The following is a 25949-nucleotide window of genomic DNA, read 5'->3' as shown; positions in this document are numbered from 1 at the left end:
TCCGCTCCCAACCGTTCCTGACGTCGTGCCGGTTCAGTAATCTGACAGTGCGTCAGTTAGCGGCTGTCTCACAGGAGCGGGCGGAAACGATGCTTGGATCGACCCACGGCACCCTCACCACCGACTCCCGCCGGGCCCGGGCCATCGCCTGTGGCGAGCGGCCCGGGCCCGCCGTGCACGGCAGGCCGGCCCAGGAGGGCGACGTCGACGTCAGCGGGCGTCCGCTGCACGCCGACGTACCCGATCTGGACCACTTCTTCCGGCCCCGGTCCGTCGCCGTGATCGGCGCCTCGGACGCCGAGGGGCGCCCCCACACCGGCGTGACCCGCCAACTGGCCGACTGGGCCGAGCGGGTCGGGGCCCGGCTGTACCCGGTGCATCCGAGCCGCCCGGCCGTCTTCGGCCTGCCCTGCTCCCCTTCCGTCGCCGACCTGCCCGAGCAGGTCGACCTGGCGGTGGTCCTCGTCGGCGACCCTCTCCCCGTGCTCGAGGAACTGGCCGAGGCCAAGGCGCGGTTCGCGGTCGTCTTCGCCCCCGGGTTCGCGGAGACCGGCCCCGAGGGCGAGGCCGCCCAGCGGCGACTCGCGGCAGCCGTCGAACGCTCCGGGGTGCGTCTGCTGGGCCCCAACACCAACCTCAACGCCTTCGAGCACTTCCGCGACGACCTCGACGGCCCCGCGATCGCCCTGATCACCCAGTCCGGCCACCAGGGCCGCCCCGTCTTCGCCCTCCAGGAACTCGGCATCCGCCTCTCCCACTGGGCGCCCACCGGCAACGAGGCCGACCTGGAGACCGCGGACTTCCTCTCCTACTTCGCCGAACAGCCCGAGATCGGCGCCATCGCCTGCTACTTGGAGGGGCTGAAGGACGGCCGCTCCTTCCTCCTCGCCGCCGACCGGGCCGCCCGGCGCGGAGTCCCGGTCGTCGCCGTCAAGGTGGGGCGCACCGAGACCGGCGCCCGCACGGCCGCCTCCCACACCGGCAAACTGACCGGCGCGGACACGGTGGTGGACGCGGCGCTGCGCCAGTTCGGCGTGATCCGCGTCGACGGCCTCGACGAACTCCAGGACACGGCGGCCCTGCTGGCCCGGGCCAGGCCACCGCGCTCGGACGGCGTCGTCGTCTACTCGATCTCGGGCGGCACCGGCGCCCACGTCGCGGACCTGGCGACCGAGGCGGGCCTCCGACTCCCGGTCCTGTCCGAGACCCGGCAGGCCGAGCTGCACCAGTGGATCCCCGAGTACCTGAGCGTCGCCAACCCCGTCGACAACGGCGGACACCCGGTCGGCGACCAGCGCGGCCGGAAGATCATCGACGCGATCCTCGCCGACCCCGAGGTCGGCGTCCTGATCTGCCCGATCACGGGCCCCTTCCCACCCCTCAGCGACCGCCTCGTACGGGACTTGGTGGACGCGGCCGAGCACACGGACAAGCTGGTGTGCGTCGTATGGGGCTCACCGGTCGGCACCGAACCGGCCTACCGCGAGGTCCTGCTCGGCTCCTCCCGCGTGGCCACCTTCCGCACGGTCGGCAACTGCCTCACCGCCGTCCGCGCCTACCTCGCCCACCACCGTTTCACGACCGCCTACCGCTCCCCCTTCGACGAGGCCCCGCGCACCCCCTCGCCGTCCTACCGCAAGGCCCAGGCGCTGATGCACCCCGGCGAGCAGCTCAGCGAGCACGCCGCCAAGCAGCTGCTGCGGGCGTACGGCATCCGCGTACCGCGCGAGCAGTTGGTGACGAGCGCGGCGGGCGCCGTCCGTGCCGCAGGCCTGGTCGGCTACCCGGTGGTGATGAAGGCCTCGGGCGCCCGCATCGCCCACAAGACGGAACTGGGCCTGGTGAAGATCGGCCTGACCTCGGCGAGCCAGGTCCGCGACGCCTACCGGGAGCTGACCGACATCGCCCGCTACGAGGAGGTCTCCCTGGACGGCGTACTGGTCTGCCAGATGGTCGAGCAGGGCGTGGAGATGGTCGTGGGCGTCACTCACGACGACCTGTTCGGCCCGACGGTGACCGTAGGGCTCGGCGGGGTCCTGGTCGAGGTCCTGCGCGACACCGCCGTAGCCGTGCCGCCCTTCGGTGAGGAACAGGCCCGGGACATGCTCGCCGGCCTGCGCGGCCGGGCCCTGCTCGACGGGGTCCGGGGCCGCCCGCCGGCCGACCTGGACGCCCTGGTCGAGGTCGTCCTGCGCGTGCAGCGCATGGCTCTCGAACTCGGGCACCAGCTGGCGGAGTTGGACATCAACCCGCTGATGGTGCTGCCGCAGGGGCAGGGCGCGGTGGCGCTGGACGCGCTGGCGGTGTGCCGCTGATGCCGACGGTCCTGCACGCGACAGCCGACCAGGTCCTCACCATCACCCTGAACCGCCCCGAGACCCTCAACGCCCTCACCCCGGACCAGCGGGACGAGATCGTCCGACTCCTCTCGGAGGCCTCCGCGACAGCCGACACCCGCGCGGTCGTCATCACGGGAACGGGCCGAGGCTTCTGCGCGGGCGCGGACCTCCGGGGCGCCGCCACCACAGCCGAACGCACCGCGGGCGATGTCGCCCGCACCCTCCGCACGGGCGCCCAGCGCCTGATCGCCGCCGTCCTCGACTGCGAGAAGCCGGTGATCGCGGCGGTGAACGGCACGGCGGCCGGCCTCGGAGCCCACCTGGCACTCGCCTGCGACCTCGTCCTGGCAGCGGAGTCGGCGAAGTTCATCGAGGTGTTCGCACGGCGAGGTCTGATCCCCGACGGCGGCGGCGCGTACCTGCTCCCCCGCCTCGTCGGCCCGCAGCGGGCGAAGGAGCTGATGTTCTTCGGCGACGCGCTCACGGCGACGGAAGCGGAGCACTTGGGCCTGGTGAACCGGGTCATTCCGGACGGGGACCTGGCCCATACGACCCGATCCTGGGCCGCACGCCTCGCCACCGGCCCGACCCGCGCCCTCGCCCTGACCAAGCAGCTCGTCAACGCGTCCCTGGACACCGACCGGGCCACCGCCTTCGCCGCCGAGGCCGCGGCGCAGGAGATCAACATGACGACGGCGGACGCGCGGGAAGGGGTACGGAGCTTCGTGGAGCGGCGGAAGGCGACGTACGACGGCCGCTGAAACCCTTCCCATCTGACACTCCGTCAGCTTCAATCGGGGGTGTGATGGGACAAGCAGGGATGGCGGAGGCCGCCGTCCGCTACCTCAGGTCGACGACCCGCACCCCGGCCCCACGGCCCGTGGAACCGCTGCCGCGCCCGGAGCTGCGCTGCGTGGGCGAGGACGAGCGCGCTCCCCTGGACCGGCAGGAGTTCCGCCGTGTCCTGGGCCGCTTCGCGACGGGCGTGACGATCGTGACGGCACCCCCCGCCACCCCCGGCACCGCCCCCTCCGGCTTCGCCTGCCAGTCCTTCAGCTCCCTCTCCCTCGACCCGCCGCTCGTGACCTTCATGGTCGGCCGTACGTCGACGACCTGGCCGCGCATCGCCCGCGCGGGCGTCTTCTGCGTCAACGTCCTGGGCGCCGACCAGGCCGAGTTGTGCCGCTCCTTCGCGGTGAGCGGCGCGGACAAGTTCGCGGGCGTGGCGTACGACAGGGCACCCGTCTCCGGTTCGCCCCGCCTCTCCGGCACGGTCGCGTGGATCGACTGCGCGATCCACGCCGTCCACACCGGCGGCGACCACCTGATCGTGGTGGGCCGGGTGAACGCCCTCGGCACGGGCACGGACGGTCCGGACGGACCGCTGCTGTTCCACCGAGGGCGCTTCGGGCGGTTGACGGAGGGCTAGGCGGAGGGCTGGACGACGGCCAGCCGCCACAGCGAGGTGACCTCGGCGGCCCGTACGGCGTGCAGCGGATCGTCCGTGTCCCGCGCACGGGCGTGGCGCGGACGCGTGTCCGACCGGCCGACCACCCGCAGCCCGGCGTCCCCTACGAGGGCCGTCAACTGCTCGCGGCTGCGCAGCCCGAGCCGCTCGGCGAGGTCGGACAGCACGAGCCAGCCCTCCCCTCCGGGTTCCAGCCGCTCGGCGAGTCCGCTCAGGAAGCCCTGCAGCATGCCGCCGCCCGCGTCGTAGACGCCGAGGTCGAGGTCGGAGGCGGGTCGGCCGGGAATCCAGGGCGGGTTGCACACGACCAGGTCGGCGCGCCCCTCGGGATACAGCTCGGACCCGCTCACCACCCGGACCACCTCCGAGAGCCCCAGCCGCCCCGCGTTGTCCCGCGCACACGCCCGGGCCCGCGCACTGACGTCGCTCGCCACGACCTGCCCGACGCCCCGCCGGGCCAGGACGGCGGCGAGCACGCCGGTTCCGGTGCCCAGGTCGAAGGCGACCCGTACGTCACCGCCTCGTGGCAGCGGGGCCTGGGCGACGAGGTCGACGTACTCGCTCCGGGTGGGCGCGAACACCCCGTAGTGCGGGTGCACCAGGGCTTCCAGTGCCGGGACGTACACGCCCTTCTCCCGCCACTGCCGGGCACTGATCACACCCAGCAGCTCGGAGAGGGCGACGGCCACGGGCCCGTCGAACGCCCCGTACGCCTCGGCGACGGCCCGACGCACATCGGGAGCCCGACGGAGGTCCAGTCCGTGATCCGCGTCCAGCAGAACCAGCAACTTGCCGAGCACGCGGGCACGGTGGGCACGAAACCGCCGCTGCGACCGGAAGGTCTCGGCCGCCGTGTCCGCCGCGCCGGGCGCGGTACGCCCGACACGACGGTCCAGGGCACTCAGCAACTGCCGCGCGTTGTGAAAGTCCCCGCGCCACAGCAACGCGGTGCCCTCGCAGGCCAGCCGGTAGGCGACGGCGGCCCGCATCCGGTCGTCGGCGACGACGACCGTGCGGGGCAGGGGCAGTCCGGACTCAGAATGCCAGCGGGCGGAACGGGGTTGGGTCTCGATCCAGTTGATCGTGGACACGGCGTACTCCTCGGAAGATCGGGCGTGAACGAGCGTGCTGAGTCACGACGTCCACGTCGCCGAGGACCATGCCGACTGTCATCAACGGACCTTTCGAAGCGGCGAAGCAGCTGGGCTCAGTGTGCCGGAGTTTTCAGCCGGGCAGGGCCCGAACGAACCCGGCGACCAGCGTCGCCACCGCCTCCGGAGCCTCGAGGATCATGGGATGGGTGGCGTCGATCCGCTCGACGCCGATCATCGGCCGGGTGCGGGAGAGGGCGGCCAGCTCGTCGGAGACCTCTCGGGCGAACCGGGAGCTGAACTCGTCGAACCACTCCATGCCGGGCGCGGGCGGCAGCCGTCGCCCGGCCTGCACCAGCAGCAACGGGCGGTCCACCCCGTCCAGCCAGGCGGCGACACCGTGCGCGCCGAGCCGGTGGAGTTCGTCGACGATCTCCAGCGCCGCGGCCCGTTCCGGCAGCGTCTGCCAGGTACCGTCGGGCAGCGGCCGCGCCGCCGCGCGAGCAGCGGCCTCCGCCCGGCCGGCAGGCACCCCGAACCGCGCGGAGTGGGCGACCTGCCGCTCGACGTACCCCTCCGACACGACGGCCCCGACCGACGCCAGCAGCCCCTCGGTCACCTTCTCGGCGCCCGGATACTCACGCCGCCACCAGAACCCGTCGAGATTCACGGCCGCACGAGCCCGGTCCGGATACGCCCGTGCGTACTCGACGGCAACCAGTCCACCGAGCGAATGCCCCACCACGACGGCCTCGGCCACACCGTGCGCGTCGAGCGTGTCGGTGATGCCCCGCACCACGGCGGGAATCCCCCAGGGAGACACATCGGGAGAACGCCCGTGCCCGGGCAGATCGACACCAAGAACCCGATACCCATCGGTGAGCCGAGCCGCCGAGGCACTCCAGTCGACCAGCGACCGCCCGAACCCGTGCAGAAGAACCAGTTGCGGGCCATCGCCCCCATAGTCATGCGCATGCAGGAGAGTCATATGGGCCTCACCGTAGGACGCCCCACACCCTCCCGAACACCGAATTACGCCGGACGGCAGGCAGGCCCCACAGCACGGATCGCTCGACCCGTCAGCCACCCCGGCCCGCATTGAGCCGCGCCGCCTGCCGCGTCAAATGGTCGCGTTCGGCGAGGTTGGGGGCCAGTCGGGCCGCCTCGGTGTACAGGCGGGCCGCCGTCGCCACGTCGCCGTCGCGTTCGTGGAGGTAGGCCGCCACCGCGGTGTGGCGGGGCAGGGAGGGGTCCAGTTCGGCGAGCGCCGCCAGGCCGGCGCGTGGTCCGTCGGCCTCACCTACGGCGACCGCGCGGTTGAGGCGGACGACCGGGCTGTCGGTCAGGTGGGCGAGTTCGTCGTACCACTCGACGATCTGCACCCAGTCGGTCTCCGCGGCGGTGGGGGCGTCGGCGTGGAGGGCGGCGATGGCGGCCTGGGCCTGGAACTCGCCGAGGCGGTCGCGTGCGAGGGCCGTCTGGAGGATCACGACGCCCTCGGCGATCGACGCCGTGTCCCAGCGGCCGCGGTCCTGCTCGGCGAGCGGCACGAGGCTGCCGTCGGGTGCGGTCCGGGCGGTACGCCGGGCGTGGTGGAGGAGCATGAGGGCGAGCAGGCCGGCCACCTCGGGGTGGTCGATCGCGGTCGCGAGCTGCCGGGTGAGGCGGATGGCCTCGGCGGCGAGGTCGATGTCGCCGGAGTAGCCCTCGTTGAAGACGAGGTAGAGGACGCGGAGGACGGTGGCCACGTCCCCGGGCTGGTCGAACCGCACACGAGAGACCGTGCGCTTGGCCCTGCTGATGCGCTGCGCCATGGTCGCCTCGGGCACGAGGTAGGCCTCGGCGATCTGGCGCGTGGTGAGGCCGCCGACGGCGCGCAGGGTGAGCGCGACCGCCGATGCCGGGGTCAGTGACGGGTGGGCGCACAGGAAGTAGAGCTGGAGCGTGTCGTCCAGCGCGGGCGCGGGCCCCGGCGCCGGTTCCTCCTCGACGCGGTCCTCACGCCGGCGGCGTGCGAGGTCCGACCGGGTCGCGTCGAGGAACTTGCGCCAGGCCACGGTGACCAGCCAGCCCTTGGCATCGCGCGGCGGGTCCGCAGGCCAGACGCGGAGCGCCTCGACCAGGGCGTCCTGCACGGCGTCCTCGGCCGCCGCGAAGTCGGCTCCGCGGCGGACGAGGACGGTGAGCACGCTCGGGGTGAGGCTCCTGAGCAGGGCCTCGTCCATCGGTGGCGTCATTCCGGTGACGTCATTCCGTGATGGTGGGCTGCTCGCCGTAGAACGGGCGCACCTCCAGCCACTCGTGGATCGGCTTGCCGCCCGCCCCGGGGGCGGCGGACAGCTCCCCGGCCAGCTCGACGGCACGCTCATAGCTGTCTACGTCGATGATCATCCAGCCGGCGATGAGGTCCTTGGTCTCGGCGAACGGCCCGTCGGTGACCGGCGGGCGCCCCTCACCGTCGTAGCGGACCCACGCTCCCCCGGGTGCGAGCGCCTGGCCGTCGACGAACTCGCCGGTCTTCTCCAGCCGGGCCGCGAAGTCGTTCATGTACTGCATGTGCGCCGAGATCTCCTCGGGGCTCCACTGGTCCATCGGCACGTTGTTGACCGGAGCCGGGGCGCCGCGGTAGTGCTTCAGCAGCAGGTACTTCGCCATGGTGTTCTCCTCGGTGCTCGTGCGACCCATTGTGGTCGCGTTCACACCGGGGACGGAGCCGGACGCGGGTTCTCGACATCCCCGTCCGACTTTTTTTCGGGCCCTCACAGAAATACAGATGTGAGGCCTCACACCGTCGCCGGCGCATCCCCCGCCCGCCGCCGGATCACCAGCGCCATCAGCGCCGCCACCGCGCACAGCGCCCCCGACGCGTACCAGACCACGTCGTACGAGCCGAACGTGTCGCGGGCGACCCCGCCGAGGAAGGCGACCAGGGCGGCGCCCACCTGGTGGGAGGCGAGGACCCAGCCGAAGACGATCGCGCTGTCCTCGCCGTACTGCTCGCGGCACAGGGCGAGGGTGGGCGGGACGGTGGCGACCCAGTCGAGGCCGTAGAAGACGATGAAGAAGATCATCGGCGGGTGGACCGAGGGCGCCAGCAGCAGGGGGAGGAAGAGGAGCGAGACACCGCGCAGGGCGTAGTAGACCGCGAGCAGGCGGCGCGCGTCGAAGCGGTCGGTGAACCAGCCGGAGGCGATCGTGCCGACGACGTCGAAGATCCCGATGACCGCGAGCAGGGAGGCCGCGGCCGTGATGGGCATGCCGTGGTCGTGGGAGGCGGGCACGAAGTGGGTCTGGATCAGGCCGTTGGTGGAGGCACCGCAGATCGCGAAGGTACCGGCGAGCAGCCAGAACGGGCCGGTGCGGGCGGCCGAGAACAGGACGGAGACGGCACGGCGGGCGGCGCCCACCACCGGGGCCGGCTTGGGTACGAACTCCTTCGCGCCGTACGGCTTCTGGCCGACGTCGGCCGGGTGGTCGTGCAGCAGGAGCCACACGAACGGCACGACCGCGAGCGCCGCGAGCGCGACCGTCACGGCCGCCGGACGCCACTCGTACCGGTCGATGATCCAGGACAGCAACGGCAGGAAGATCAGCTGGCCCGAGGCCGACGCGGCGGTGAGGACGCCGCTGACCAGACCGCGCCGCTCGGTGAACCAGCGGTTGGTGACGGTCGCCGCGAACGCCAGCGCCATGGAGCCGGAGCCGAGGCCGACCAGCAGGCCCCAGCACAGCATCAGCTGCCACGCCGCCGTCATCCACACCGTCAGGCCGGAGCCGAGGGCGATGATCGTCAGGGCGACCGCGACCACCCGGCGGATGCCGAAGCGGTCCATCAGGGCCGCCGCGAACGGGGCCGTCAGACCGTACAGCGCGAGATTGACGGAGACCGCGGCACCGATCGTGCCGCGCGACCAGCCGAACTCGTCGTGCAGCGGGTCGATGAGCAGGCCCGGTACGGAACGGAAGGCGGCGGCGCCGATGATCGTCACAAAGGTGACGGCGGCGACGAACCAGGCGCGGTGCACACGCCTGCGGTTCGGTTTCGACGGCTGCTCCACGACTGCGGGGGCTTGGCTTGTCTGGGTCACGCCATAGAGCTTCCGATCCGCGCCCGGGGCTCATCGAGTGGCCCGAAGGACAGCATTCGCTAGGATCGGGCCATGGCAGTGAGCGCAGCACACCCGGGCTTCCGCCCCCACCGCGTCGTCGTCCTCGCCCTCGACGGCCTGCTCCCCTTCGAACTGGGCATCCCGCACCGCATCTTCGGCCGCCCCAAGGACGCCCGGAGGCGGCACCTGTACGAGGTCGTGACCTGTTCGGTCCGGCCGCCCGGCCCGGTCGTGACGGACGCCGACTTCACCATCCACGTCGCCCACGGCCCGGAGGCCCTGGCCACCGCCGACACGGTGATCGTCCCGGCGTCGTACGAACTCGGCCCCGTCTACGAGGAGGGCGTGCTGACCGACGAACTCGCCGCCGCCCTCGCCCACCTGCGGCCCGGCACCCGGCTGGCCTCCATCTGCACCGGCGTCTACGTCCTCGCCGCCGCCGGCCTGCTCGACGGTCGCCCCGCCACCACCCACTGGGCCGACTCGGAGCGCCTCCAGCGGCTCTTCCCGCAGGTCGAGGTCGACCCGGACGTGCTGTTCATCGACGACGGCGACGTGCTGACCTCCGCGGGCGTCGCCGCCGGACTCGATCTGTGCCTGCACATGGTGCGCCGCGACCACGGTGCCGCCGTCGCCAACGAAGTGGCCCGCCGTACGGTCGTACCGCCCCACCGCGACGGCGGGCAGGCGCAGTACATCGAGCGGCCGGTGCCCGATCCGCAGCAGGCGTCCACCACCGCCGCCCGCGCCTGGGCCCTGGGCCGTCTGCACGAGCCGATCCAGCTGCGCGACATGGCCGCCCAGGAGTCCATGTCGGTCCGCACCTTCACCCGCCGCTTCCGTGAGGAGACCGGCGTCAGCCCGGGCCAGTGGCTCACCCAGCAGCGCGTGGAACGGGCCCGGCACCTGCTGGAGTCCACCGACCGCTCCGTCGACCAGGTGGCCCACGACGCCGGTTTCGGCACGGCCCAGTCGATGCGCCAGCACCTCCAGACGGCACTCGGCGTCACCCCCACCGCCTACCGGCGGACCTTCCGGGCCGGGGAAGCCAAAACCCATGAAGACCTCAGAACGTGAGCACCCCCCGCGCCACCCGCCCCGCCTCCGCGTCCGCCGCCGCCCTCTCGAACTCCTCGACGGGATAGGTCCGGGTGACGAGTTCGTCGAGCAGCAGCCGTCCCTGGCGGTACAGGTCGGCGTACAGGGCGATGTCGCGCTGCGGGCGGGAGGAGCCGTAGCGGCAGCCCAGGATGGACTTGTCGAGGTACATCGACGAGACGCGGAAGGAGGCCTCGGCCGTGGCCGGGGGCACGCCGAGGAGGATCGCCTGGCCGTGCCGGTCCAGCGCGTCGATCGCCTGGCGGATCAGCTCCACCCGGCCGACGCACTCGAAGGCGTGGTCCGCGCCGGTGGGCAGGACACCGCGCACGCCCTCGGTCGAGGTGAGGAAGTCCGTCGCGCCGAAGCGCCGCGCCACCTCCTCCTTCGCCGGGTTGGCGTCGACGGCGACGATCCGCAGGGCGCCCGCGAGCCGCGCCCCCTGCAGCACGTTCAGCCCGATGCCGCCCGTCCCGATCACCAGCACGCTGTCGCCCCGGTCCACCCGTGCCCGGTTCAGTACGGCACCCACCCCCGTCAGCACCCCGCAGCCGATGAGCGCCGCCGAGGCCAGGGGGATGTCCTCGGGGATGCGGACGGCCTGCACGGCCTTCACCACCGTGCGCTCCGCGAAGGCCGAGTTCGCCGCGAACTGATACACCGGCAGGCCTTTGTGGCTGAACGGCCGGCCCGGGCGCCCGATCGCGCCCCGGCACATCGTCGGCCGCCCCCGGTCGCACTCCGCGCACGTCCCGCAGTTGGCCAGCGTGGACAGGGCCACATGGTCACCGGGCGCGACATGGGTGACGCCCACACCCACCGCCTCCACGACCCCGGCCCCCTCATGGCCCAGCACCACAGGAACCGGGAAAGGTATGGTCCCGTCCACCACCGACAGATCGCTGTGGCACAGCCCGGCCGCCCGGATCGCGACCGCCACCTCACCCGGCCCGGGCTCCCGCACCTCCAGGTCCGTCACGACCCGGACCTGCTTCCCGTCGAACATCACGCCTCGCATCACACGGCTCCCTTGGGCTCCCTGGGCAGGCCGAGCACGCGCTCGGCGATGATCGTGCGCTGGATCTGGTCCGAGCCGCCGTAGAGGGTGTCGGCCCGGGAGAACAGGAACAGGTGCTGTGCCGCGTCGAGTTCGTACGGTGACGAGACCGACCAGTCGGCGGGACCGACGCTCGCGGCCGCGCCCCGCACCAGCACCGCCAGCTCCCCGAGCCGCTGATGCCAGCCGGCCCACAGCAGCTTCGCCACGCTCGGCGCCCCCGCGTCGCCCGAACCGCCCAGCGTGCGCAGGGCGTTCCAGCGCATGGTGCGCAGTTCGGCCCACTGCCGTACGAGCCGTTCCCGTACGACGGGATCCCGCACCGCCCCCGACTCCACGGCCGCCCGTACGACGCCCTCCAACTCCTGGGCGAACCCGATCTGCTGGGCCAGCGTGGACACCCCCCGCTCGAAACCGAGCAGGCTCATGGCGACGCGCCACCCGTCGCCCTCACCCCCGACGACCTCCTCCGCGTGCGCACCGTCGAAGAAGACCTCGTTGAAGTCGCTGGTGCCGGTGAGCTGCCGGATGGGCCGGACCTCGATACGGCCCGGCTGGTCCATCGGGACCAGGAGGAAGCTCAGCCCGCGGTGCCTCCGGGACCCCGCCTCGGTACGGGCCAGCACGAAACACCAGTCGGCCTCGTGCGCGAGCGACGTCCAGATCTTCTGCCCCGTGACGCGATACGCACGCCCGTCCGCCTCCCGCACGGCCGCGGTACGGATCCCGGCCAGATCCGACCCGGCGCCCGGTTCGCTGTACCCCTGACACCACAGCTCATCACCGGCGGCGATCGGAGGCAGAAACCGGGCCTTCTGCTCCTCGCTGCCGTGCGCGATCAGCGTGGGCGCGAGCAGGTTCTCCCCGATGTGCCCGGAGCGCGGAGGCGCCCCCGACCGCGCGTACTCCTCGGCCCAGACGACCTGCCGGGTGAGCCCAGCCCTCCGATTCCCGTACCCGCCCACCCCCCACCCGAGCCCGATCCACCCGGCCGCACCGAGCGTGCGCTCCCATGCGCGCCGATCCCTCGCGCCCGTGGCATGGGCGGCGAGCCAGTCACGGACCTCGCCGCGAAACCTCTCGTCCTCCGCGGTGAACCCGAAGTCCATCAGGCTTCCCCTCTCAACGCCGCAGTCTCCAACCCCCTAGGGGCGCGGGGCTGTATCGATTTGCGGCTCCGCCGCGTGGGCGCGACCAACCCCCACCGCCCCGCACCCGCCACACCACAGACAAGCCCACCCCCTCACGCGTTAGGCCGCTCCCCGTCCCGAGCCGCCCTCTCCATCCCCGCCACCCGCTCCAGCAACGGCATCGGATCCACCCCCACCGACCCCGGCAAAAACTCCGCGATCTTCTCCACGGTCCACCCGCCGGAGGCATACGCCGCCCGCAACTCCCTCGGCTGCGCCCACACCGCGATCTTCGCCCCGGCGACCGTGTACACCTGCCCGGTAATCCCCTGCCGAGAGGCCTCGTCGGACAGCAGATACACCACCAGCGCGGCGACATCCTCCGGCTCCCCGATCTCCGCCAGTTCCATCGGCACCCCCGCCGACATCCGCGTCCGCGCGACCGGCGCCACCCCGTTCGCGGTCACCCCGTACTTGTGCAGCCCCAGCGCCGCACTCCGCACCAGCGAGATGATCCCGCCCTTCGCCGCGCTGTAATTGGCCTGCGAGACCGACCCCTGGTGATTCCCGCTCGTGAACCCGATCAACGTCCCGGCCCGCTGCTTCCGCATCACCGCCGAGGCCGCCCGGAACACCGTGAACGTGCCCTTCAGATGGGTCGCGACGACCGGGTCCCACTCCTCCTCGGTCATGTTGAACAGCATCCGCTCGCGCAGGATCCCGGCGACGCAGACCACCCCGTCGAGCCGCCCGTACGACGACAGCGCCACGTCGACGACCCGTTGTCCGCCCGCCATGGTGGAGATGTCGTCGGCGACCGCCACCGCCTCCCCGCCGGCCGCCTCGATCTCCTTGACCACGCCCTCGGCGATCTCACTGGTCGGCGAGGCACCGTCGACGGAGACGCCGTAGTCGTTGACGACGACCTTCGCCCCTTCGGACGCCGCCGCGAGCGCGACCGCCCGGCCGATGCCCCGCCCGGCGCCGGTGACGGCGACGACCTTCCCTGCCAAGAAGTTCCCCACGCCCGGCCCCTTCCCGCCCCACGGTTTCTGACGGACCGTTAGATTTCAGGTTCTCGAATTCTACGACCCGTCAGATACGGGAAGACAAGCCCCGGGGAGGACTCATGTCGCTGCCGGACGCGTTCCATGACATCGCCAAGCGCGTGAACAACTGGGGCCGTTGGGGGGCGGACGACGAGCTCGGCACGCTGAATCTGATCAGCGACGAGGTCGTACGGGAGGCCGCGGCCACCGTCCGCAGCGGCCACCGCGTCCCCCTCGCGCTGCCCCTCGAACAGAACGGCGTCCAGACGGGGATGATCCCGGGCCGTATCGACCCGCTGCACGTCATGGTGCAGATCAACCAGGAGCTGTTCGGCCCGGGCACGGTCGCGTGCAGCGACGACGTCGTGACGATGGGGCTGCAGGCGGCCACCCACTGGGACGCGCTGCCCCATGTCTCGCACTCGGGCCGGATCTACAACGGCCGCCCGGCCGACTCCGTCACGGCGCACGGCGGCGCCGGGTTCAGCGGCATCGGCACGGTCCGGCACCTCGTCTCGCGCGGGGTCCTGCTCGACGTCGCCCGGGCCCGGGGCACGGACCGGCTCGACGGCGGGTACGCCGTCACTCCCGAGGACCTGGACGCCGCCGAGGAGCTGGCCGGTACCCGGGTGCGGGCCGGCGACATCGTGCTCGTACGGACGGGGCAGGTCCAGGTCTGCCTGGCCGGGGACCGGCACGCCTACGCCTATCCGTCGCCGGGGCTGTCGATCCGGACGCCGGAGTGGTTCCACGCGCGCGATGTCGCGGCCGTCGCCAACGACACCCTGACCTTCGAGGTGTTCCCGCCCGAGGTGGACGGCCTGTGGCTGCCGGTGCACGCCCTCGACCTCGTGGAGATGGGGATGCCGCAGGGCCAGAACTGGAATCTCGAAAAGTTGTCCACAGCCTGTGGAGAAGCGGGGCGCTATGCCTTCCTGCTGGCGGCGACGCCCGAGCCGTTCTCCGGGGCGACCGGGTCTCCCGTGGCACCGGTCGCCGTTCTCTAGGGCATCGACCTCCCAGGGATCCGCTGAAGCTGGATGGCGGCGCCCCGCTGCTCGCCCCGAGCACGGCAGCGTGCGCCGCCACCCATCTCCGGCGCTCCCGCCCCGGCTCCCCTGACCCTGAAGGGAGCCGACGCCGAATCACGACTCACACTCGCCGAGGGCCGCCGTCACCGAAGCCCTCGCCGTCCCCTCACGGCGAATCGCTGCTCACCAGCGTGAGCGCATGGTCACGACGCGTCAACGCCCGGTTCGGTGATTTGTCGCTTATGCGGTATGTGCCGCAGGCGCGCACGGAAGCACATCCCGGCGCATCGCCGCATGCCCCGACGGAACCGGCCGGCCTGCCGTGCACCCGTGCCCCTGCTTCGCCGCAAGACCCCGCGGCATGTGCCGCCGTCCACCACACCCCATGTCCCACACGGTCGGCGGGCACGGGACGGGCGGCCTGAAGGGCCCGGCCCTACACCGCCTCGTACGCCAGCCCCTCGAAGGACGTCCCGCCGCCGTACACCGCCGCGCCCCCTCCGCACGACGTCGTGACCTCACCGGACTTGGCGCAGCGGTCCAGCTCGCACCAGATGCGCTTTCCGGTGCTCTCGACGCTCCAGCCCCAGCGGTCGGCGAGGCCGTCGACGAGGGCGAGGCCCCGGCCGCCGGTCGCGTCGTCGTCAGCGCACCGGGGCACGGGGGCCCGGCCGCTGCGATCGGCGACCTCGAGCCGGACCGTGGCCTCGTCCGTCACCGCGTGCGGCAGGGACAGCAGCAGGACCGCGGGGCGGCCGGTGTGCACCACGGCGTTGGTGACGAGCTCGGAGACGAGCAGGATCAGCGTCTCGGCGAGCGGTTCGTCGGCCTGTATGCCGGACCCGGCCAGGCGCGAGCGGGCCCACCGCCTGGCACGCCCCACCTCTGCGGGGTCGGGCCGGATCTCCAGCTGCACTTGAAGCACCTGCACCGCTCACACCATCCGAACCGGCGGACACTTAGGCTCGCGCCTCACGAGGGCCACGATCGTAGCCATTTTCTGCATGGCCAGAACAACGGCCGGGACAGGGATCACGGACCGTGAATCCCTTGTGGGACAGCATGGTTGACGTACAGTCACCCCAACAAGCGCTTCGGGCATATTCCAGCGCGAAGGAGTACCCCTGCGGGATACTGTGCGACGCTCACCGCGGGGAGTCGAACAGGCCGCGCCCCTGGGTCGCACTGCGCTCTGAGCCACTCGCATCTCACACAAGGTACCGGAGCGGACAGCCGACTCCGGGCTGTTACGAGTCACGCATCGGATACGACCCGGTATCAACACTCCGTAATTCCGGCATGCCACAATCCGCGACATCTTTTCGGGCATCGTCGGCAATGTCGCAGCCAGCGGGCCTTTCAGACCGCCCCGGCCGCCAGATCGGCCGCGAGGAATTCCTCACTCTCCGTGACACCGCCCGCACGTTGGGTTCGAACCCATGCGCGTTTCAGATGCAGATGGACCTCGGACTCCCAGGTGAAGCCCATGCCGCCGTGCACCTGGAGACAGTCGCGGGCGCCGCGCACGGCGGCCTCGTCGGCGAGCAGGCGGGCGGCGGCGATGTCGGCCGGGTCGGCGGTGACGGCGGCCGCGTACACCGCGGCGCGGGCCGTCTCCGCCCGGACCAGCGTCCCCGCGCACAGGTGTGCCACCGCCTGGAAGGCCCCTATCGGCCGTCCGAACTGTTCGCGGGCCCGGGCGTGTTGCGCCGCCAGTTCGCAGACGCGGACCGCCGTGCCGAGCTGCTCCGCGGCGGTGAGCAGGACGGCGACGGGGTCGGGGGCCGCCGCCGCGCCGCCGGGCACGCGGTGCAGGGGCGTCAGCGGGTCGAGGGAGCGCAGCGGCACGGCTCCGGCGGTGTCGCCGCGTACGACGTCGGCCTCCGCCAGCCACTCCGCGAGGCCGCCGTCTACGGCCGTCACGACGGTCTCCCCCGTGGCCGCGCCCGGTACGTCACCGGCCGCGAGATGGCTGGCGGCCAGCGGCCCGGGCAGCAGCGCCCGCCCCGCCTCCTCGAACACCAACACCGCCTCGGGCAGACCCAGTCCGACCCCGCCGTCCGCCTCCGGCAGCCGCAGGGCGAAGAACCCGGCGTCGCCCAGGGCCCGCCACAGCACCCGGTCCAGCCGCACCGGGCCCCGCACGGCGGCCCGCAGCGCCTCCGGGTCGAAGCGCCGGGCCAGCAGCTGCCGTACCCCGTCGCGCAACGCCCGCTGGTCGTCCGTCAACCGGAAACGCACGGTCACCGTCCCTTCGGCAGGCCGAGGATCCGCTCGGCGACGATGCCGTGCTGGATCTGCGAGGTACCGGCCGCGATGGTGTACGAGAGGGAGGAGAGGCGGTCGAGGGTCCAGGGCCGGTCCAGGTCGAGGCGGTCCGGGCCCAGGACGTCGGCGGCGGCGTCGTAGAGCTCCTGGCGGGCGTGCGAGTACCGCAGCTTGAAGACCGAGCCTCCGGCCCCGGGCACCCCGCCCGAGGCCTCCGCCGCGCTCACGTTCCACTGCGTGAGCCGCCACAGCGCCCGGAACTCGGCGTTGAGCCTGCCCAGCCGGCGCCGGAGCACCGGGTCGTCCCAGCGGCCGTTCTTGCGGGCCTCGACGGCCAGTTCGCCCAGGACGCGGCGGCAGGCGACGACCTCGCCCGCGAAGGCCGTGCCGCGTTCGAAGGACAGCGTCACCATCGTCACGCGCCAGCCGTCGTTCTCGTCCCCGACGCGGTTCGCGACCGGCACGCGCACCTCGTCGAGGAAGACCTCCGCGAACTCGGCCGACCCGGCGAGCGTGCGCAGCGGCCGTACGGTGATGCCGGGCGCGTCCATGGGCAGGGCGAGCCAGGTGATGCCCCGGTGCTTGGGCGCCGAGGGGTCCGTGCGGACCAACAGCTCGCACCAGTCGGCGACTTCCGCGTGGGAGGTCCAGATCTTGGAGCCGGTCACCACGTAGTGGTCACCGTCGCGCTCCGCGCGCGTGCGCAGGGCCGCGAGGTCCGAGCCGGCCTCCGGTTCGCTGAAGCCCTGGCACCAGACCTCCTCGCCGCGCAGGATCGGCGGCAGCCAGCGCGCCCGCTGCCCGTCCGTGCCCTCGGCGGCGATGGTCGGCCCGGCGTGCAGCAGCCCCACGAAGTTGGCGCCCACATAGGGCGCCCCGGCCTTCTCGGTCTCCTCCAGGAAGATCAGCCGGGTGGTCGGGGAGGCGTCCCAGTGGACGTCGGCGTATCCGGCGTCGTGGAGCCTGCGCTGCCAGCCGAGGTCGTAGGCGCGGCGGGCGGGCCAGTCGTCGGGGGACGGCTTGGGAGGGAGCGTGGGCAGCACCGTGCCGAGCCACTCCCGCAGGCGTGCCCGGAACGCCTCTTCCTCCGGGGTGTACGTGAGGTCCATCTACTTGTCGAAATCCAGGTCGAGCATGCGGATCGCGTTGCCGCGCATCAGCTTGTAGACCGTCTCGTCGTCGAGGCCCTTGACGTGGTCGAGGGCGACTTCCTTGGTGTGCGGGAAGGTCGAGTCGACATGCGGGTAGTCGGTCTCGAAGGTGGCGTTGTCGCGGCCGACGACGTCGAGGGACGCGATGCCGTGCTTGTCACGGAAGAAGCAGCAGTAGATCTGCCGGTAGTAGTACGTGGACGGCGGCTCGGGGATGGTGTCGCGGACGCCGCCCCAGGCGCGGTGCTCCTCCCAGACGTCGTCGGCGCGCTCCAGGGCGTACGGGATCCAGCCCATCTGGCCCTCGGAATAGGCGAGTTTGAGGCGCGGGAACCTCACCAGGACCCCGCTGAAGAGGAAGTCCATCATCGAGGCCATCGCGTTGTTGAAGCTGAGCGAGGCCTGCACTGCGGGCGGGGCGTCCGGGGAGGCGGCCGGCATCTGGGACGAGGACCCGATGTGCATGTTCACCACCGTCCCGGTCTCCTGGCAGACCGCGAAGAACGGGTCCCAGTAGCCGGAGTGGATGGACGGCAGCCCGAGGTGGGTGGGGATCTCCGAGAAGGTCACCGCCCGTACCCCGCGCGCGGCGTTGCGCCGGATCTCCGCGACGGCCGGCCCGACGTCCCACAGCGGGATCAGGCAGAGCGGGATGAGCCGCCCGCCGCTGTCCCCGCACCATTCCTCGACCATCCAGTCGTTGTAGGCGCGCACACAGGCCAGGGCGACCTCCTTGTCGTGCGCCTCGGCGAAGGTCTGGCCGCAGAAGCGCGGGAAGGACGGGAAGCACAGGGACGCCTCGACGTGGTTGAGGTCCATGTCCTCCAGGCGGGCCTTCGGGTCCCAGCAGCCGCGCCGCATCTCCTCCCTGGTGATGCCCTCCAGGGTCATCTCGTCGCGGTCGAAGCCGACGGCGGCGATGTTGCGCTTGTACGGGAACTTCAGGTCCTCGTAGATCCACCAGTCGGTGGGCGGGCCGTCCGGGTCCATCGTGATGCGGTACTTGCCCGCGACGTAGGCGAGTTCACCGATCCCGGCGGTCAGGGGCCTGGGGCCGCGGTCGCGGTACTTGGCCGGCAGCCACGTGTCGAAGAGGTGGGCGGGCTCGATCACGTGGTCGTCGACGCTGATGATGCGGGGCAGTTCGGTCGCCATGGGTCCCCTCCGCCGGACTGATGCTTATCTGATGCAGCGTCAGATAGCATCCCACCTGACGACCCGTCAGCCAAGGAGCAGGGGGCAGTCGTGAACGAGACCCCGCACGCCCTGAGTTCGTCCCGCACACTGTGGGAGCTGGTCACCCGCCGCGCCGCCCTCACCCCGGACCGGCCGCTCTTCCTGGCGGACGACCGCGCGCTGACCTTCGGAGGACTTCACGCGCGGGCCGAACGGGTGGCGGCCGGGCTGTACGGCATGGGCGTCCGCCCCGGCGCGGTGGTCGCCTGGCAGCTGCCCACCCGGATCGAGACGGCCCTGCTGTCCTTCGCGCTGGCCCGCCTCGGGGCCGTGCAGACGCCGGTGATCCCCTTCTACCGGGACCGCGAGGTGGGCTTCGCGCTGCGCGAGTCGAGGGCGGAGTTCTTCGCGGTGCCGGGCGTGTGGCGCGGCTTCGACCACGCGGAGATGGCCCGGCGGCTGGGTGCGAAGGGGGTCTTCGAGGCGTACGGCGACCTGCCCGACGGCGACCCCTCGTCCCTGCCTCCCCCACCCGCCGACGGCACCACGGTCCGCTGGATCTACTGGACGTCCGGCACGACCTCCGACCCCAAGGGCGTGCTGCACACGGACCGTTCCCTGATCGCGGGCGGCTCCTGCCTCGCGCACGCCCTGCGTCCCTCGGCGGACGACGTGGGGTCGATCGCCTTCCCGTACGCGCATATCGGCGGGCCCGACTACACGGTGATGCTGCTGCTGTACGGCTTCCCGGCCGTCCTGTTCGAGCAGTTCGCGCTGCCGGACGCGCTGGAGTCCTACCGTCGGCACGGGGTGACCATGGCGGGCGGCTCCACGGCCTTCTACTCGATGTTCCTGACGGAGCAGCGGAAGCGGCCGGGGACCCCTGTGGTCCCGACGCTACGGCTCCTGGCGGGCGGCGGGGCCCCGAAGCCGCCGGAGCTCTACCACGCGGTGGTCCGCGAGATGGGCGTACAGCTCACCCACGGCTACGGCATGACCGAGGTGCCGATGATCACCATGGGCGCGCCGGACGACACCCCCGAGTTGCTGGCGACGACCGAGGGACGGCCGCCGGAGGGCATGGAGATCCGGGTCGTGGACGGGGAGGTGCGGTTGCGCGGGGAGGCGGTGTGCCGGGGCTATCTGGACCCGGGGCAGACGGCGGAGGCCTTCGACGACGAGGGGTTCCTGCGCACCGGCGACCTCGGCCACCTGACGGAGACCGGCCACCTGGTCCTCACCGGCCGCCTCAAGGACGTCATCATCCGCAAGGGCGAGAACATCTCGGCCCAGGAGATCGAGGACCTGCTGCACCGGCACCCTTCGGTCGGAGACGTGGCGGTGATCGGCCTGCCGGATGCGGCGCGCGGGGAGTTGGTGTGCGCGGTGGTGGAACAGCCGCCGGGGGCTGAGCCCTTGACGCTGGCAGCGGTGACGGCGCATCTGCGCACCGAGGGCCTGTCCGTGCACAAACTGCCGGAGCGGCTGGAGGTGGTGGACGCGCTTCCGCGGGGGGAGACCTTGCGGAAGGTACTGAAGTACAAGCTGCGTGAGCGGTACGGCACGTGACACGCCCCGGGCTGGGAAGGTTGGCCGGGGTGGCGCATGAACCCACTCCCCTGTACTCGGGAAGCCCTTGTTGTGCGCACCGACTTCTCCTTGCGGGTGCACCTCGGGCGCCGTGTGCTCGTCGGCTGGGATCAGCCTCACGTCGTCATGCCGGCCCACTCCTCGGTGCTCCGGTGCTTGCCCAGGCCCACGGCCGTGAACTCGTCCTCTCCCTCGGCCGCACGGACCCCGAGTGCGCGCAGTGCCCGGCAGACGGGAGTTCCGTCCGTCGAGGGCGGCTCACCCTCCACGAGGTGGAGCGGCCCCAGGACGAGTTGCCCGTCGTGCCAGACTGCCGCGTTCTCCTCGCCGGCACCTCCGAAGTACTCGGCTTCCACATAGGCCACGGGCCCCTGATTCGACCACTCGGCCAACACCCCGTCGAAGCCACGCGGAAGGCTCCAGAAGTCGGTACGTCGGGGCTGGGAAGGATCGGCTACCGCATCGGACATGGCGCCGTACACCGGCAGGAGTGCCAGGCCGTGCTGCAGGTCTACGAGGCGAGCCGATGACAGCGCGCTCGCCATGGCAGCCAGCAGACGCCTTCTCGCGATCACTGCCTTGAGGTCGTAGCTCAACTCATTCCCTCCGGCGGGCCCGTCAGGCGGACTCGGGCGGAATCGAGGTGGCCACGGGTCCTGGCGACGGTGCACTGCCGCAACGGTCCGAAGTGGGTGCGACGCGGCCGGGCAGGCGGCGCGGGCGAGCGACACGACCCGGCGACCCGGGCGGGCGAAGCGGCTCGGGTCCTACCGCGCCATCACGTCCCGCGCCGGTGGGCCGCCCGGGCCGGGTCCGTCACCAGGCCCGCGCGTCGTCGCCCAGGCCCGCGACACAACCCGCGACCGTGGAGCCACCCGGGCGTGCGCCTCGTCCGGGCCGGGCCCATCACCAGACCCGCGCGTCGCCACCCAGGCCGGCGGCACAACCCGCGACCCTGGCACCACCCGGGCGTGCGCCCCGCCCGGGCCGGCGATCCCTCGCTCAGATCGGCAGAGCGGCGCCCGGGCCTGCGGCTCCACCGGGCTGGTCACCGCACCCGGGCCAGTCACTCTCCCCGGGCCAACAACTCCGCCCACGCCAGTCGCTCCGCCCGGCCCAGTCGCTCTACTCCGGCTACTCCGGCACCGTGAAATACCGCGCGAAGGCCGGTACGACCTCGGTCTCGCCGACCTTGCCGTCCTCGTCCGCGTCCAGCGCGCCGGCGGCGGTGCGGGCGATGTCCTCCGGGGCGCCGAGGCAGGTGAGGACGCGGGCCACTTCCTCGAGGGTCGCCGCGCCGTCACCATCCGTGTCGGCGATGTCCAGTGCCGCGTGCAGGAAGGGGCGGGCGATCTCCGCGAACCGGTCCGGGTTGTCGCGCAGGCGCTTGACCGCGCCGCCCACGAACTCCTCGCGCGTGATGCGCTGGTCGCCGTCGCGGTCCGCGATGCCCGCCATGCCCTGCCAGAACGCCTCCGCGCCGATGTACAGCGCCTGGCCCTTGTCGGACCGGGCCGCTACGGCGAACTCCCCGAGCAGCGCCTTGGCCGCCCCGTAGAAGTCCTCGCGGTCGATGTAGCCGTTGCCGTCCTGGTCGAAGATGGCGAACCGGGCGGCGATCCTGCGCTCGTACTCGCTGCTGACCATGTCTCTTTCAGGCCGCCTTACGTCAGGTGGGGTGCGTCTCGCTCGGAGCGTACGACGGAGGGGGCCGTTCGGGCGCGGGAAAACGTCACTTGCGCCAAGACCGGGGGAATTCCGGGACAACAGCGTGTCAGAACGGCAACACTCGCCCTACCGTGCGTCATCGGCCCCTCACGCGGACAGGGGTTCGCCCTCGTCACCCAGGGCCGCGTCCACATCGCCGTACACGTCGAACAGCCTGCGAACGCCCAGCGCGCCGAGGACCCGGTTGACATGGGACCCGTCGGCCGCGCCCCGGGCGGGCAGCACCAGCCGGAGCCGGCCCTGGCAGGAGCGGATCAGTCGGCGGGCGGCGATCAGCACGCCGACGCCGCTGGAATCGCAGAAGAACACCTCGGACAGGTCGAGGACAAGACAGTGGTGCCCCTCGGCCACTACGTCGTGCACACGCTGACGCAGCACCGGCGAGGTCACCAGATCCAGTTCGCCGGACACCTGGAGCACGGCCCATTCGCCCTGCTCGCCGCCGGTCACTTTGAAGGTCACCACCACGCCCTTCGATCGCCAAAACGGAAGCAGTCCCTACGCTTCCTTGCAGCGCGGCTGCCCAGCGGCCGTTCCCTGAAACACAACCCGAAAAACGGATCCCTGTCGAATCAGGCTTGTTTCAGTCGGCTTCGATCCTGTTCGATCCCCTTCAGTCAGGTCTGATCGGGCGCCTGAGGGGTAGACGCCTCTACCACCTGCGGCCGGTCAGGGGGCGCACATTGCCACAAAGGGGCGTGCGCTACCGGACGTGCCGACTACATTCGAGGAGACATCAGGCACAGGCTGGACAGGGCACGGGCGCGGGACAAGAGCAGGGGGTGAGGGGGCCGCATGGCGAAAAAGGACGTACCGCCCCGCTGGGACCGCAAGATGCAGCAGCGGCTCGCCCGCGGGGAGGCCGCCGCCCTCGGTGAGCTGTACGACCGGTTCGCCTCCCTCGTGCACGGCCTCGCCCACCGCGTCCTCGGCGACGAACGCGCGGCCGACGGCATCACCCGCGAGGTCTTCGTCCACGTCTGGGAACACCCGGACGCCTACGACCCCCGGCAGGGCCCGCTGCGCACCTGGGTCGCCACACTGACCCACCGCCTGGCCGTGCAGCGCCTGCGCGCCACCGAGACCGCCGCCCTCGCCCGCGACGGTTCCGGCTCCGCGGAGGAGCTGGAGCACCGGGTGCGCCGCGCCTCGGTCGCCGCCCGCGCCGACTACATCGTCCAGTCCATGCCGGCCCCGCTGCGCTCGGCCCTGGAGCGGGCCTACTTCCAGCGCCGCGACTACCGCCAGACCGCCACCGACCTCGGCATCACCGAGGACGAGGCCCGCCGCCGGCTGCGTCTGGGCCTCCAGCTCCTGTCCACCGCCCACGAGACCGAGCCACCCGGCGCACCGCAGGGACACGGGGGTGCGGTGTGAGCGGGTCGGAGATCCCCTCGGGCCCGGGCGAGCCCGACGGACCCGAGTACGACGACGGACAGCAGCCGGGGAAGCCGCCGCGGATCCCCACGCCCCGGGCCTCCGTCGAGGACAGCGGGCTGCCGCTGCCCGCGCTGGAGGACCTCGGCGACGCGGCGCCGCTCCCTCCCGTAGGGCCCGTGCTGGAGCACCCCGTGCTGAAGGCCCTGCTCGGCGCCTGGGCGCTGGCCGCCTGCTCGGCCGAGGAGGCCGTGGCCGTCGAGGAGCACCTCGGCGAGTGCGGGCAGTGCGCCGACGAGGCGCGGCGGCTGCGCGAGGCGGTCGGGCTGCTGCAACGGCCCGAGAGCCTCGACCTGGACCCGACCCTGCGCACCCGCGTCCTGGAGACCTGCCTGGAGCGCCGCCCGCCGCGCATCCCGGTGCCGGACTGGGCCGCCGCGTACGACGCCGAGACCGCGCGCCTGGACGCCCTGCTCCAGGACTTCGGCGAGGCCGAGTGGCACGCGCCGGTACGGCTGCGCTGGTTCCGGGCCGACGAGTCCACGAGCCGCCGTACGACCGTCGCCGGGGTCATCGCGCATCTGCTCAGCGTCGACGGTCTTGTCGCGCTCGCGCTGGGCCTGGACGACCCGCTGGGCGACGTCACGTCCCGGCACCCGACTCCCGCGGCCCGCACCGAGGCGTACTGGCAGGCCTCCCACTTCCCGCCCACCCGGGCCGTGCGGGCGCCCTGGCGGGAGCAGAGCCACAACCTCGTCCGCACGGTGTCCTTCACGGGCGGCACCGCCGGGAAGATGCCCGTGCCGTACGGCGACTTCGCGCTGCCCCTGCACGACGCGATGCTCGACCGGGCCTTCGAGTGCTGGGTGCACGCCGAGGACATCGCGGACGCGGTCGACTACCCCTACGACCCGCCCTCGCCGCGCCATCTGCACCGCATGATCGACCTGGCGGCCCGCATGCTGCCGCTGGCCCTGGCCCAACGCCGTCAGGCCGGTCTCGCGGCACCCGCCCACCACCGCCACCTCGTGGCGGCGGGCGAGCCGGGCCGCAGCCTCCGCCTGGAGATCGAGGGCCTCGGCGGCGGCGAGTGGCTGATCCCCCTCGACTCCCCCGCGGCCAAGGGCTCCGCGGAACACGAGGTGGCCCACGTAGCCCTGGACGGCGTCGAATTCTGCCGCCTCGCAGCAGGCCACGTACCCCCACAGGAAGCGGCAGCGGGCCAACTGGGAGACAGAGAGGCCATCAGAGACGTCCTCTTCGCGGCCGCGTCACTGAGCCGGATGTAGAACTCACAGCAGGGTCACGCCCCAGGGGCGCGGGGAACTGCGCGAACAACCACGATGCACCCGCACCCGCCACTAAACGGGACAACCCGAACTCTCAGGCGAAAATCACAGTCCGCCGCCCATTGGGCAGAATCCGCCGCTCGGCATGCCACTTCACCGCACGGGCCAACGCCTGACACTCCACATCACGCCCGATGGCAACAAGCCCCTCAGGCGTCACGTCATGCCCCACCCGCTCGACTTCCTGCTCGATGATCGGCCCCTCATCAAGATCAGCCGTCACATAGTGAGCCGTCGCCCCGATCAACTTCACACCCCGGGCATGAGCCTGGTGATACGGCTTCGCACCCTTGAAGCTCGGCAGGAACGAGTGGTGGATATTGATGATCCGCCCGGACAGCGCCTTGCACAGATCGTCCGACAGCACCTGCATGTACCGGGCGAGAACGACCAGCTCCACACCCTCCTCACGCACGATGTCGAGCAGCCGCCCCTCCGCCTCGGACTTCGTGTCCTTCGTCACCGGAATGTGGTGGAAGGGGATGTCGTACGAGCCCACCAGCTCGGCGAAGTCCGTGTGGTTGGACACCACCCCGGCGATCTCCACCGGCAGCGCCCCGGTCCGCGCCCGGAACAGCAGGTCGTTCAGGCAGTGCCCGAACTTGCTGACCATCAGCAGGATGCGCATCTTCTGGTCGCCCCGGTTGATCTGCCACTCCATCTGGAAGGAGTCACCGATCGCCGCGAAGCTGGCCCGCAGCTTCTCCACGGACACCGGGGCGTCCGCCGAGAAGTGGACGCGCATGAAGAACAGTCCCGTGTCGTGGTCGCCGAACTGCTGGCTGTCCTCGATGTTGCAGCCGGTCATGAAGAGGTAGCTCGACACGGCGTGCACGATGCCCTTCCTGTCCGGGCAGGAAAGGGTGAGGACGTACTGGTCGGGCGGGGTCGCGGCGGTGGTGGACTGCTCGTTCATGCAGGACAGGGTCCCACAGGCG

24 protein-coding genes are annotated in these 25949 nt (G+C 72.0%); 8 read left to right on the top strand and 16 right to left on the bottom strand.

The window, feature by feature from the left end; translation table 11 throughout:
* The first annotated feature begins 89 nt into the window (after nt 1-89).
* From ACFT4A_RS12845 to ACFT4A_RS12835, 3 genes are read left to right on the top strand one after another with little or no spacing between them, the layout of a single operon-like run.
* On the top strand, nt 90-2315 hold the full coding sequence (locus ACFT4A_RS12845; protein WP_382828806.1) for an acetate--CoA ligase family protein: 2226 nt from the start codon (nt 90-92) through the stop codon (nt 2313-2315).
* Nucleotides 2315-3100, top strand: coding sequence for an enoyl-CoA hydratase/isomerase family protein (locus ACFT4A_RS12840; RefSeq protein ID WP_382828804.1), 786 nt, complete (start codon nt 2315-2317; stop codon nt 3098-3100). The genes ACFT4A_RS12845 and ACFT4A_RS12840 overlap by 1 nt, the downstream gene beginning before the upstream one ends.
* Nucleotides 3101-3144: 44 nt before the next feature.
* Nucleotides 3145-3768 carry a flavin reductase family protein gene (locus ACFT4A_RS12835; protein WP_382828801.1) on the top strand — a complete coding sequence of 208 codons (624 nt, stop codon included), beginning with the start codon at nt 3145-3147 and terminating at the stop codon, nt 3766-3768.
* On the opposite strand, the gene ACFT4A_RS12830 is transcribed toward ACFT4A_RS12835, so the two are convergent.
* The 5 genes from ACFT4A_RS12830 to ACFT4A_RS12810 all read right to left on the bottom strand — a co-directional run bounded on the left by ACFT4A_RS12830 (nt 3765) and on the right by ACFT4A_RS12810 (nt 8986).
* Nucleotides 3765-4898, bottom strand: a complete 1134-nt coding sequence (locus tag ACFT4A_RS12830; RefSeq protein WP_382828798.1) for a methyltransferase — start codon at nt 4896-4898, stop codon at nt 3765-3767. The two genes, ACFT4A_RS12835 and ACFT4A_RS12830, sit on opposite strands and share 4 nt — an antisense overlap.
* Before the next feature lie 133 nt (nt 4899-5031).
* Nucleotides 5032-5886 carry an alpha/beta fold hydrolase gene (locus ACFT4A_RS12825; protein WP_382828795.1) on the bottom strand — a complete coding sequence of 285 codons (855 nt, stop codon included), beginning with the start codon at nt 5884-5886 and terminating at the stop codon, nt 5032-5034.
* Between the two features lie 91 nt (nt 5887-5977).
* Nucleotides 5978-7123, bottom strand: coding sequence for an RNA polymerase sigma factor (locus ACFT4A_RS12820; protein ID WP_382829108.1), 1146 nt, complete (start codon nt 7121-7123; stop codon nt 5978-5980).
* 22 nt (nt 7124-7145) lie between these two features.
* Entirely contained in the window at nt 7146-7553 is a 408-nt protein-coding gene (locus ACFT4A_RS12815) for a YciI family protein (RefSeq protein ID WP_382828792.1), read from the bottom strand.
* A gap of 128 nt (nt 7554-7681) precedes the next feature.
* Nucleotides 7682-8986: an MFS transporter gene (locus ACFT4A_RS12810; protein ID WP_382828790.1), complete on the bottom strand. Its 1305-nt coding sequence runs from the start codon at nt 8984-8986 to the stop codon at nt 7682-7684.
* Between the two features lie 72 nt (nt 8987-9058).
* Here ACFT4A_RS12810 and ACFT4A_RS12805 point away from each other — a divergent pair, with 72 nt between their 5' ends.
* On the top strand, nt 9059-10084 hold the full coding sequence (locus tag ACFT4A_RS12805) for a GlxA family transcriptional regulator (RefSeq protein WP_382828787.1): 1026 nt from the start codon (nt 9059-9061) through the stop codon (nt 10082-10084).
* On the opposite strand, the gene ACFT4A_RS12800 is transcribed toward ACFT4A_RS12805, so the two are convergent.
* From ACFT4A_RS12800 to ACFT4A_RS12790, 3 genes are all read right to left on the bottom strand, one after another.
* Nucleotides 10074-11123, bottom strand: coding sequence for an alcohol dehydrogenase catalytic domain-containing protein (locus ACFT4A_RS12800; protein ID WP_382828785.1), 1050 nt, complete (start codon nt 11121-11123; stop codon nt 10074-10076). The two genes, ACFT4A_RS12805 and ACFT4A_RS12800, sit on opposite strands and share 11 nt — an antisense overlap.
* Complete coding sequence (locus ACFT4A_RS12795) at nt 11123-12271, bottom strand: acyl-CoA dehydrogenase family protein (protein WP_382828782.1); 1149 nt, start codon at nt 12269-12271, stop codon at nt 11123-11125. Before ACFT4A_RS12795 ends, ACFT4A_RS12800 begins: the two co-directional genes overlap by 1 nt.
* Nucleotides 12272-12405: 134 nt before the next feature.
* Nucleotides 12406-13317: an SDR family oxidoreductase gene (locus tag ACFT4A_RS12790; RefSeq protein ID WP_382828780.1), complete on the bottom strand. Its 912-nt coding sequence runs from the start codon at nt 13315-13317 to the stop codon at nt 12406-12408.
* 104 nt (nt 13318-13421) lie between these two features.
* Between ACFT4A_RS12790 and ACFT4A_RS12785 the strand changes: the two genes are divergently transcribed.
* On the top strand, nt 13422-14348 hold the full coding sequence (locus ACFT4A_RS12785) for a cyclase family protein (RefSeq protein WP_382828777.1): 927 nt from the start codon (nt 13422-13424) through the stop codon (nt 14346-14348).
* Nucleotides 14349-14808: 460 nt separating this feature from the next.
* Here ACFT4A_RS12785 and ACFT4A_RS12780 read toward each other — a convergent pair whose 3' ends face one another.
* From ACFT4A_RS12780 to ACFT4A_RS12765, 4 genes are all read right to left on the bottom strand, one after another.
* Nucleotides 14809-15288 carry an ATP-binding protein gene (locus tag ACFT4A_RS12780; RefSeq protein WP_382829106.1) on the bottom strand — a complete coding sequence of 160 codons (480 nt, stop codon included), beginning with the start codon at nt 15286-15288 and terminating at the stop codon, nt 14809-14811.
* A gap of 443 nt (nt 15289-15731) precedes the next feature.
* A complete protein-coding gene (locus ACFT4A_RS12775) occupies nt 15732-16613 on the bottom strand; it encodes an acyl-CoA dehydrogenase family protein (RefSeq protein WP_382828775.1) in 882 nt (293 codons plus the stop codon).
* A 2-nt stretch (nt 16614-16615) separates the two neighbouring features.
* The gene (locus tag ACFT4A_RS12770) at nt 16616-17749 is read right to left on the bottom strand and encodes an acyl-CoA dehydrogenase (protein WP_382828773.1); all 1134 of its coding nucleotides are present in this window, start codon (nt 17747-17749) and stop codon (nt 16616-16618) included.
* On the bottom strand, nt 17750-18946 hold the full coding sequence (locus tag ACFT4A_RS12765) for an amidohydrolase family protein (RefSeq protein ID WP_382828770.1): 1197 nt from the start codon (nt 18944-18946) through the stop codon (nt 17750-17752).
* A gap of 90 nt (nt 18947-19036) precedes the next feature.
* Between ACFT4A_RS12765 and ACFT4A_RS12760 the strand changes: the two genes are divergently transcribed.
* Nucleotides 19037-20536: a class I adenylate-forming enzyme family protein gene (locus ACFT4A_RS12760; RefSeq protein ID WP_382828767.1), complete on the top strand. Its 1500-nt coding sequence runs from the start codon at nt 19037-19039 to the stop codon at nt 20534-20536.
* A gap of 137 nt (nt 20537-20673) precedes the next feature.
* Here the strand turns inward: ACFT4A_RS12760 and ACFT4A_RS12755 are convergent, their stop codons facing one another.
* The 3 genes from ACFT4A_RS12755 to ACFT4A_RS12745 all read right to left on the bottom strand — a co-directional run bounded on the left by ACFT4A_RS12755 (nt 20674) and on the right by ACFT4A_RS12745 (nt 22753).
* Nucleotides 20674-21027, bottom strand: a complete 354-nt coding sequence (locus ACFT4A_RS12755) for a hypothetical protein (protein WP_382828765.1) — start codon at nt 21025-21027, stop codon at nt 20674-20676.
* A gap of 664 nt (nt 21028-21691) precedes the next feature.
* On the bottom strand, nt 21692-22204 hold the full coding sequence (locus ACFT4A_RS12750) for an EF-hand domain-containing protein (RefSeq protein ID WP_382828763.1): 513 nt from the start codon (nt 22202-22204) through the stop codon (nt 21692-21694).
* A 168-nt stretch (nt 22205-22372) separates the two neighbouring features.
* Entirely contained in the window at nt 22373-22753 is a 381-nt protein-coding gene (locus ACFT4A_RS12745) for an STAS domain-containing protein (RefSeq protein WP_030849533.1), read from the bottom strand.
* A 327-nt stretch (nt 22754-23080) separates the two neighbouring features.
* On the opposite strand from ACFT4A_RS12745, the gene ACFT4A_RS12740 reads away from it, so the two are divergent.
* Nucleotides 23081-23662 carry a sigma-70 family RNA polymerase sigma factor gene (locus ACFT4A_RS12740; RefSeq protein ID WP_382828760.1) on the top strand — a complete coding sequence of 194 codons (582 nt, stop codon included), beginning with the start codon at nt 23081-23083 and terminating at the stop codon, nt 23660-23662.
* Between the two features lie 11 nt (nt 23663-23673).
* Nucleotides 23674-24951 (top strand): zf-HC2 domain-containing protein, encoded by a 1278-nt coding sequence (locus ACFT4A_RS12735; RefSeq protein ID WP_382829103.1) that lies wholly within the window; start codon nt 23674-23676, stop codon nt 24949-24951.
* Nucleotides 24952-25045: 94 nt separating this feature from the next.
* On the opposite strand, the gene purU is transcribed toward ACFT4A_RS12735, so the two are convergent.
* Complete coding sequence (gene purU, locus ACFT4A_RS12730; protein WP_215120748.1) at nt 25046-25927, bottom strand: formyltetrahydrofolate deformylase; 882 nt, start codon at nt 25925-25927, stop codon at nt 25046-25048.
* Nucleotides 25928-25949: the final 22 nt, after the last annotated feature.

The organism is Streptomyces sp. NPDC057099 (genome assembly GCF_042671245.1).
GTDB classification, from domain to species: domain Bacteria; phylum Actinomycetota; class Actinomycetes; order Streptomycetales; family Streptomycetaceae; genus Streptomyces; species Streptomyces purpurascens.
The sequence above is the reverse complement of the archived record's forward strand: the minus strand, read 5'-3'. Positions and strand labels throughout refer to the sequence as shown.

Bases quoted from the DNA above. Each gene is read 5' to 3' on its own strand.
- ACFT4A_RS12845 (WP_382828806.1), top strand. From the start codon at position 90: ATGCTTGGATCGACCCACGGCACCCTCACCACCGACTCCCGCCGGGCC.
- ACFT4A_RS12840 (WP_382828804.1), top strand. From the start codon at position 2,315: ATGCCGACGGTCCTGCACGCGACAGCCGACCAGGTCCTCACCATCACC.
- ACFT4A_RS12835 (WP_382828801.1), top strand. From the start codon at position 3,145: ATGGGACAAGCAGGGATGGCGGAGGCCGCCGTCCGCTACCTCAGGTCG.
- ACFT4A_RS12825 (WP_382828795.1), bottom strand. From the start codon at position 5,886: ATGACTCTCCTGCATGCGCATGACTATGGGGGCGATGGCCCGCAACTG.
- ACFT4A_RS12820 (WP_382829108.1), bottom strand. From the start codon at position 7,123: ATGGACGAGGCCCTGCTCAGGAGCCTCACCCCGAGCGTGCTCACCGTC.
- ACFT4A_RS12815 (WP_382828792.1), bottom strand. From the start codon at position 7,553: ATGGCGAAGTACCTGCTGCTGAAGCACTACCGCGGCGCCCCGGCTCCG.
- ACFT4A_RS12805 (WP_382828787.1), top strand. From the start codon at position 9,059: ATGGCAGTGAGCGCAGCACACCCGGGCTTCCGCCCCCACCGCGTCGTC.
- ACFT4A_RS12800 (WP_382828785.1), bottom strand. From the start codon at position 11,123: ATGCGAGGCGTGATGTTCGACGGGAAGCAGGTCCGGGTCGTGACGGAC.
- ACFT4A_RS12795 (WP_382828782.1), bottom strand. From the start codon at position 12,271: ATGGACTTCGGGTTCACCGCGGAGGACGAGAGGTTTCGCGGCGAGGTC.
- ACFT4A_RS12785 (WP_382828777.1), top strand. From the start codon at position 13,422: ATGTCGCTGCCGGACGCGTTCCATGACATCGCCAAGCGCGTGAACAAC.
- ACFT4A_RS12770 (WP_382828773.1), bottom strand. From the start codon at position 17,749: ATGGACCTCACGTACACCCCGGAGGAAGAGGCGTTCCGGGCACGCCTG.
- ACFT4A_RS12765 (WP_382828770.1), bottom strand. From the start codon at position 18,946: ATGGCGACCGAACTGCCCCGCATCATCAGCGTCGACGACCACGTGATC.
- ACFT4A_RS12755 (WP_382828765.1), bottom strand. From the start codon at position 21,027: ATGTCCGATGCGGTAGCCGATCCTTCCCAGCCCCGACGTACCGACTTC.
- ACFT4A_RS12750 (WP_382828763.1), bottom strand. From the start codon at position 22,204: ATGGTCAGCAGCGAGTACGAGCGCAGGATCGCCGCCCGGTTCGCCATC.
- ACFT4A_RS12740 (WP_382828760.1), top strand. From the start codon at position 23,081: ATGGCGAAAAAGGACGTACCGCCCCGCTGGGACCGCAAGATGCAGCAG.
- purU (WP_215120748.1), bottom strand. From the start codon at position 25,927: ATGAACGAGCAGTCCACCACCGCCGCGACCCCGCCCGACCAGTACGTC.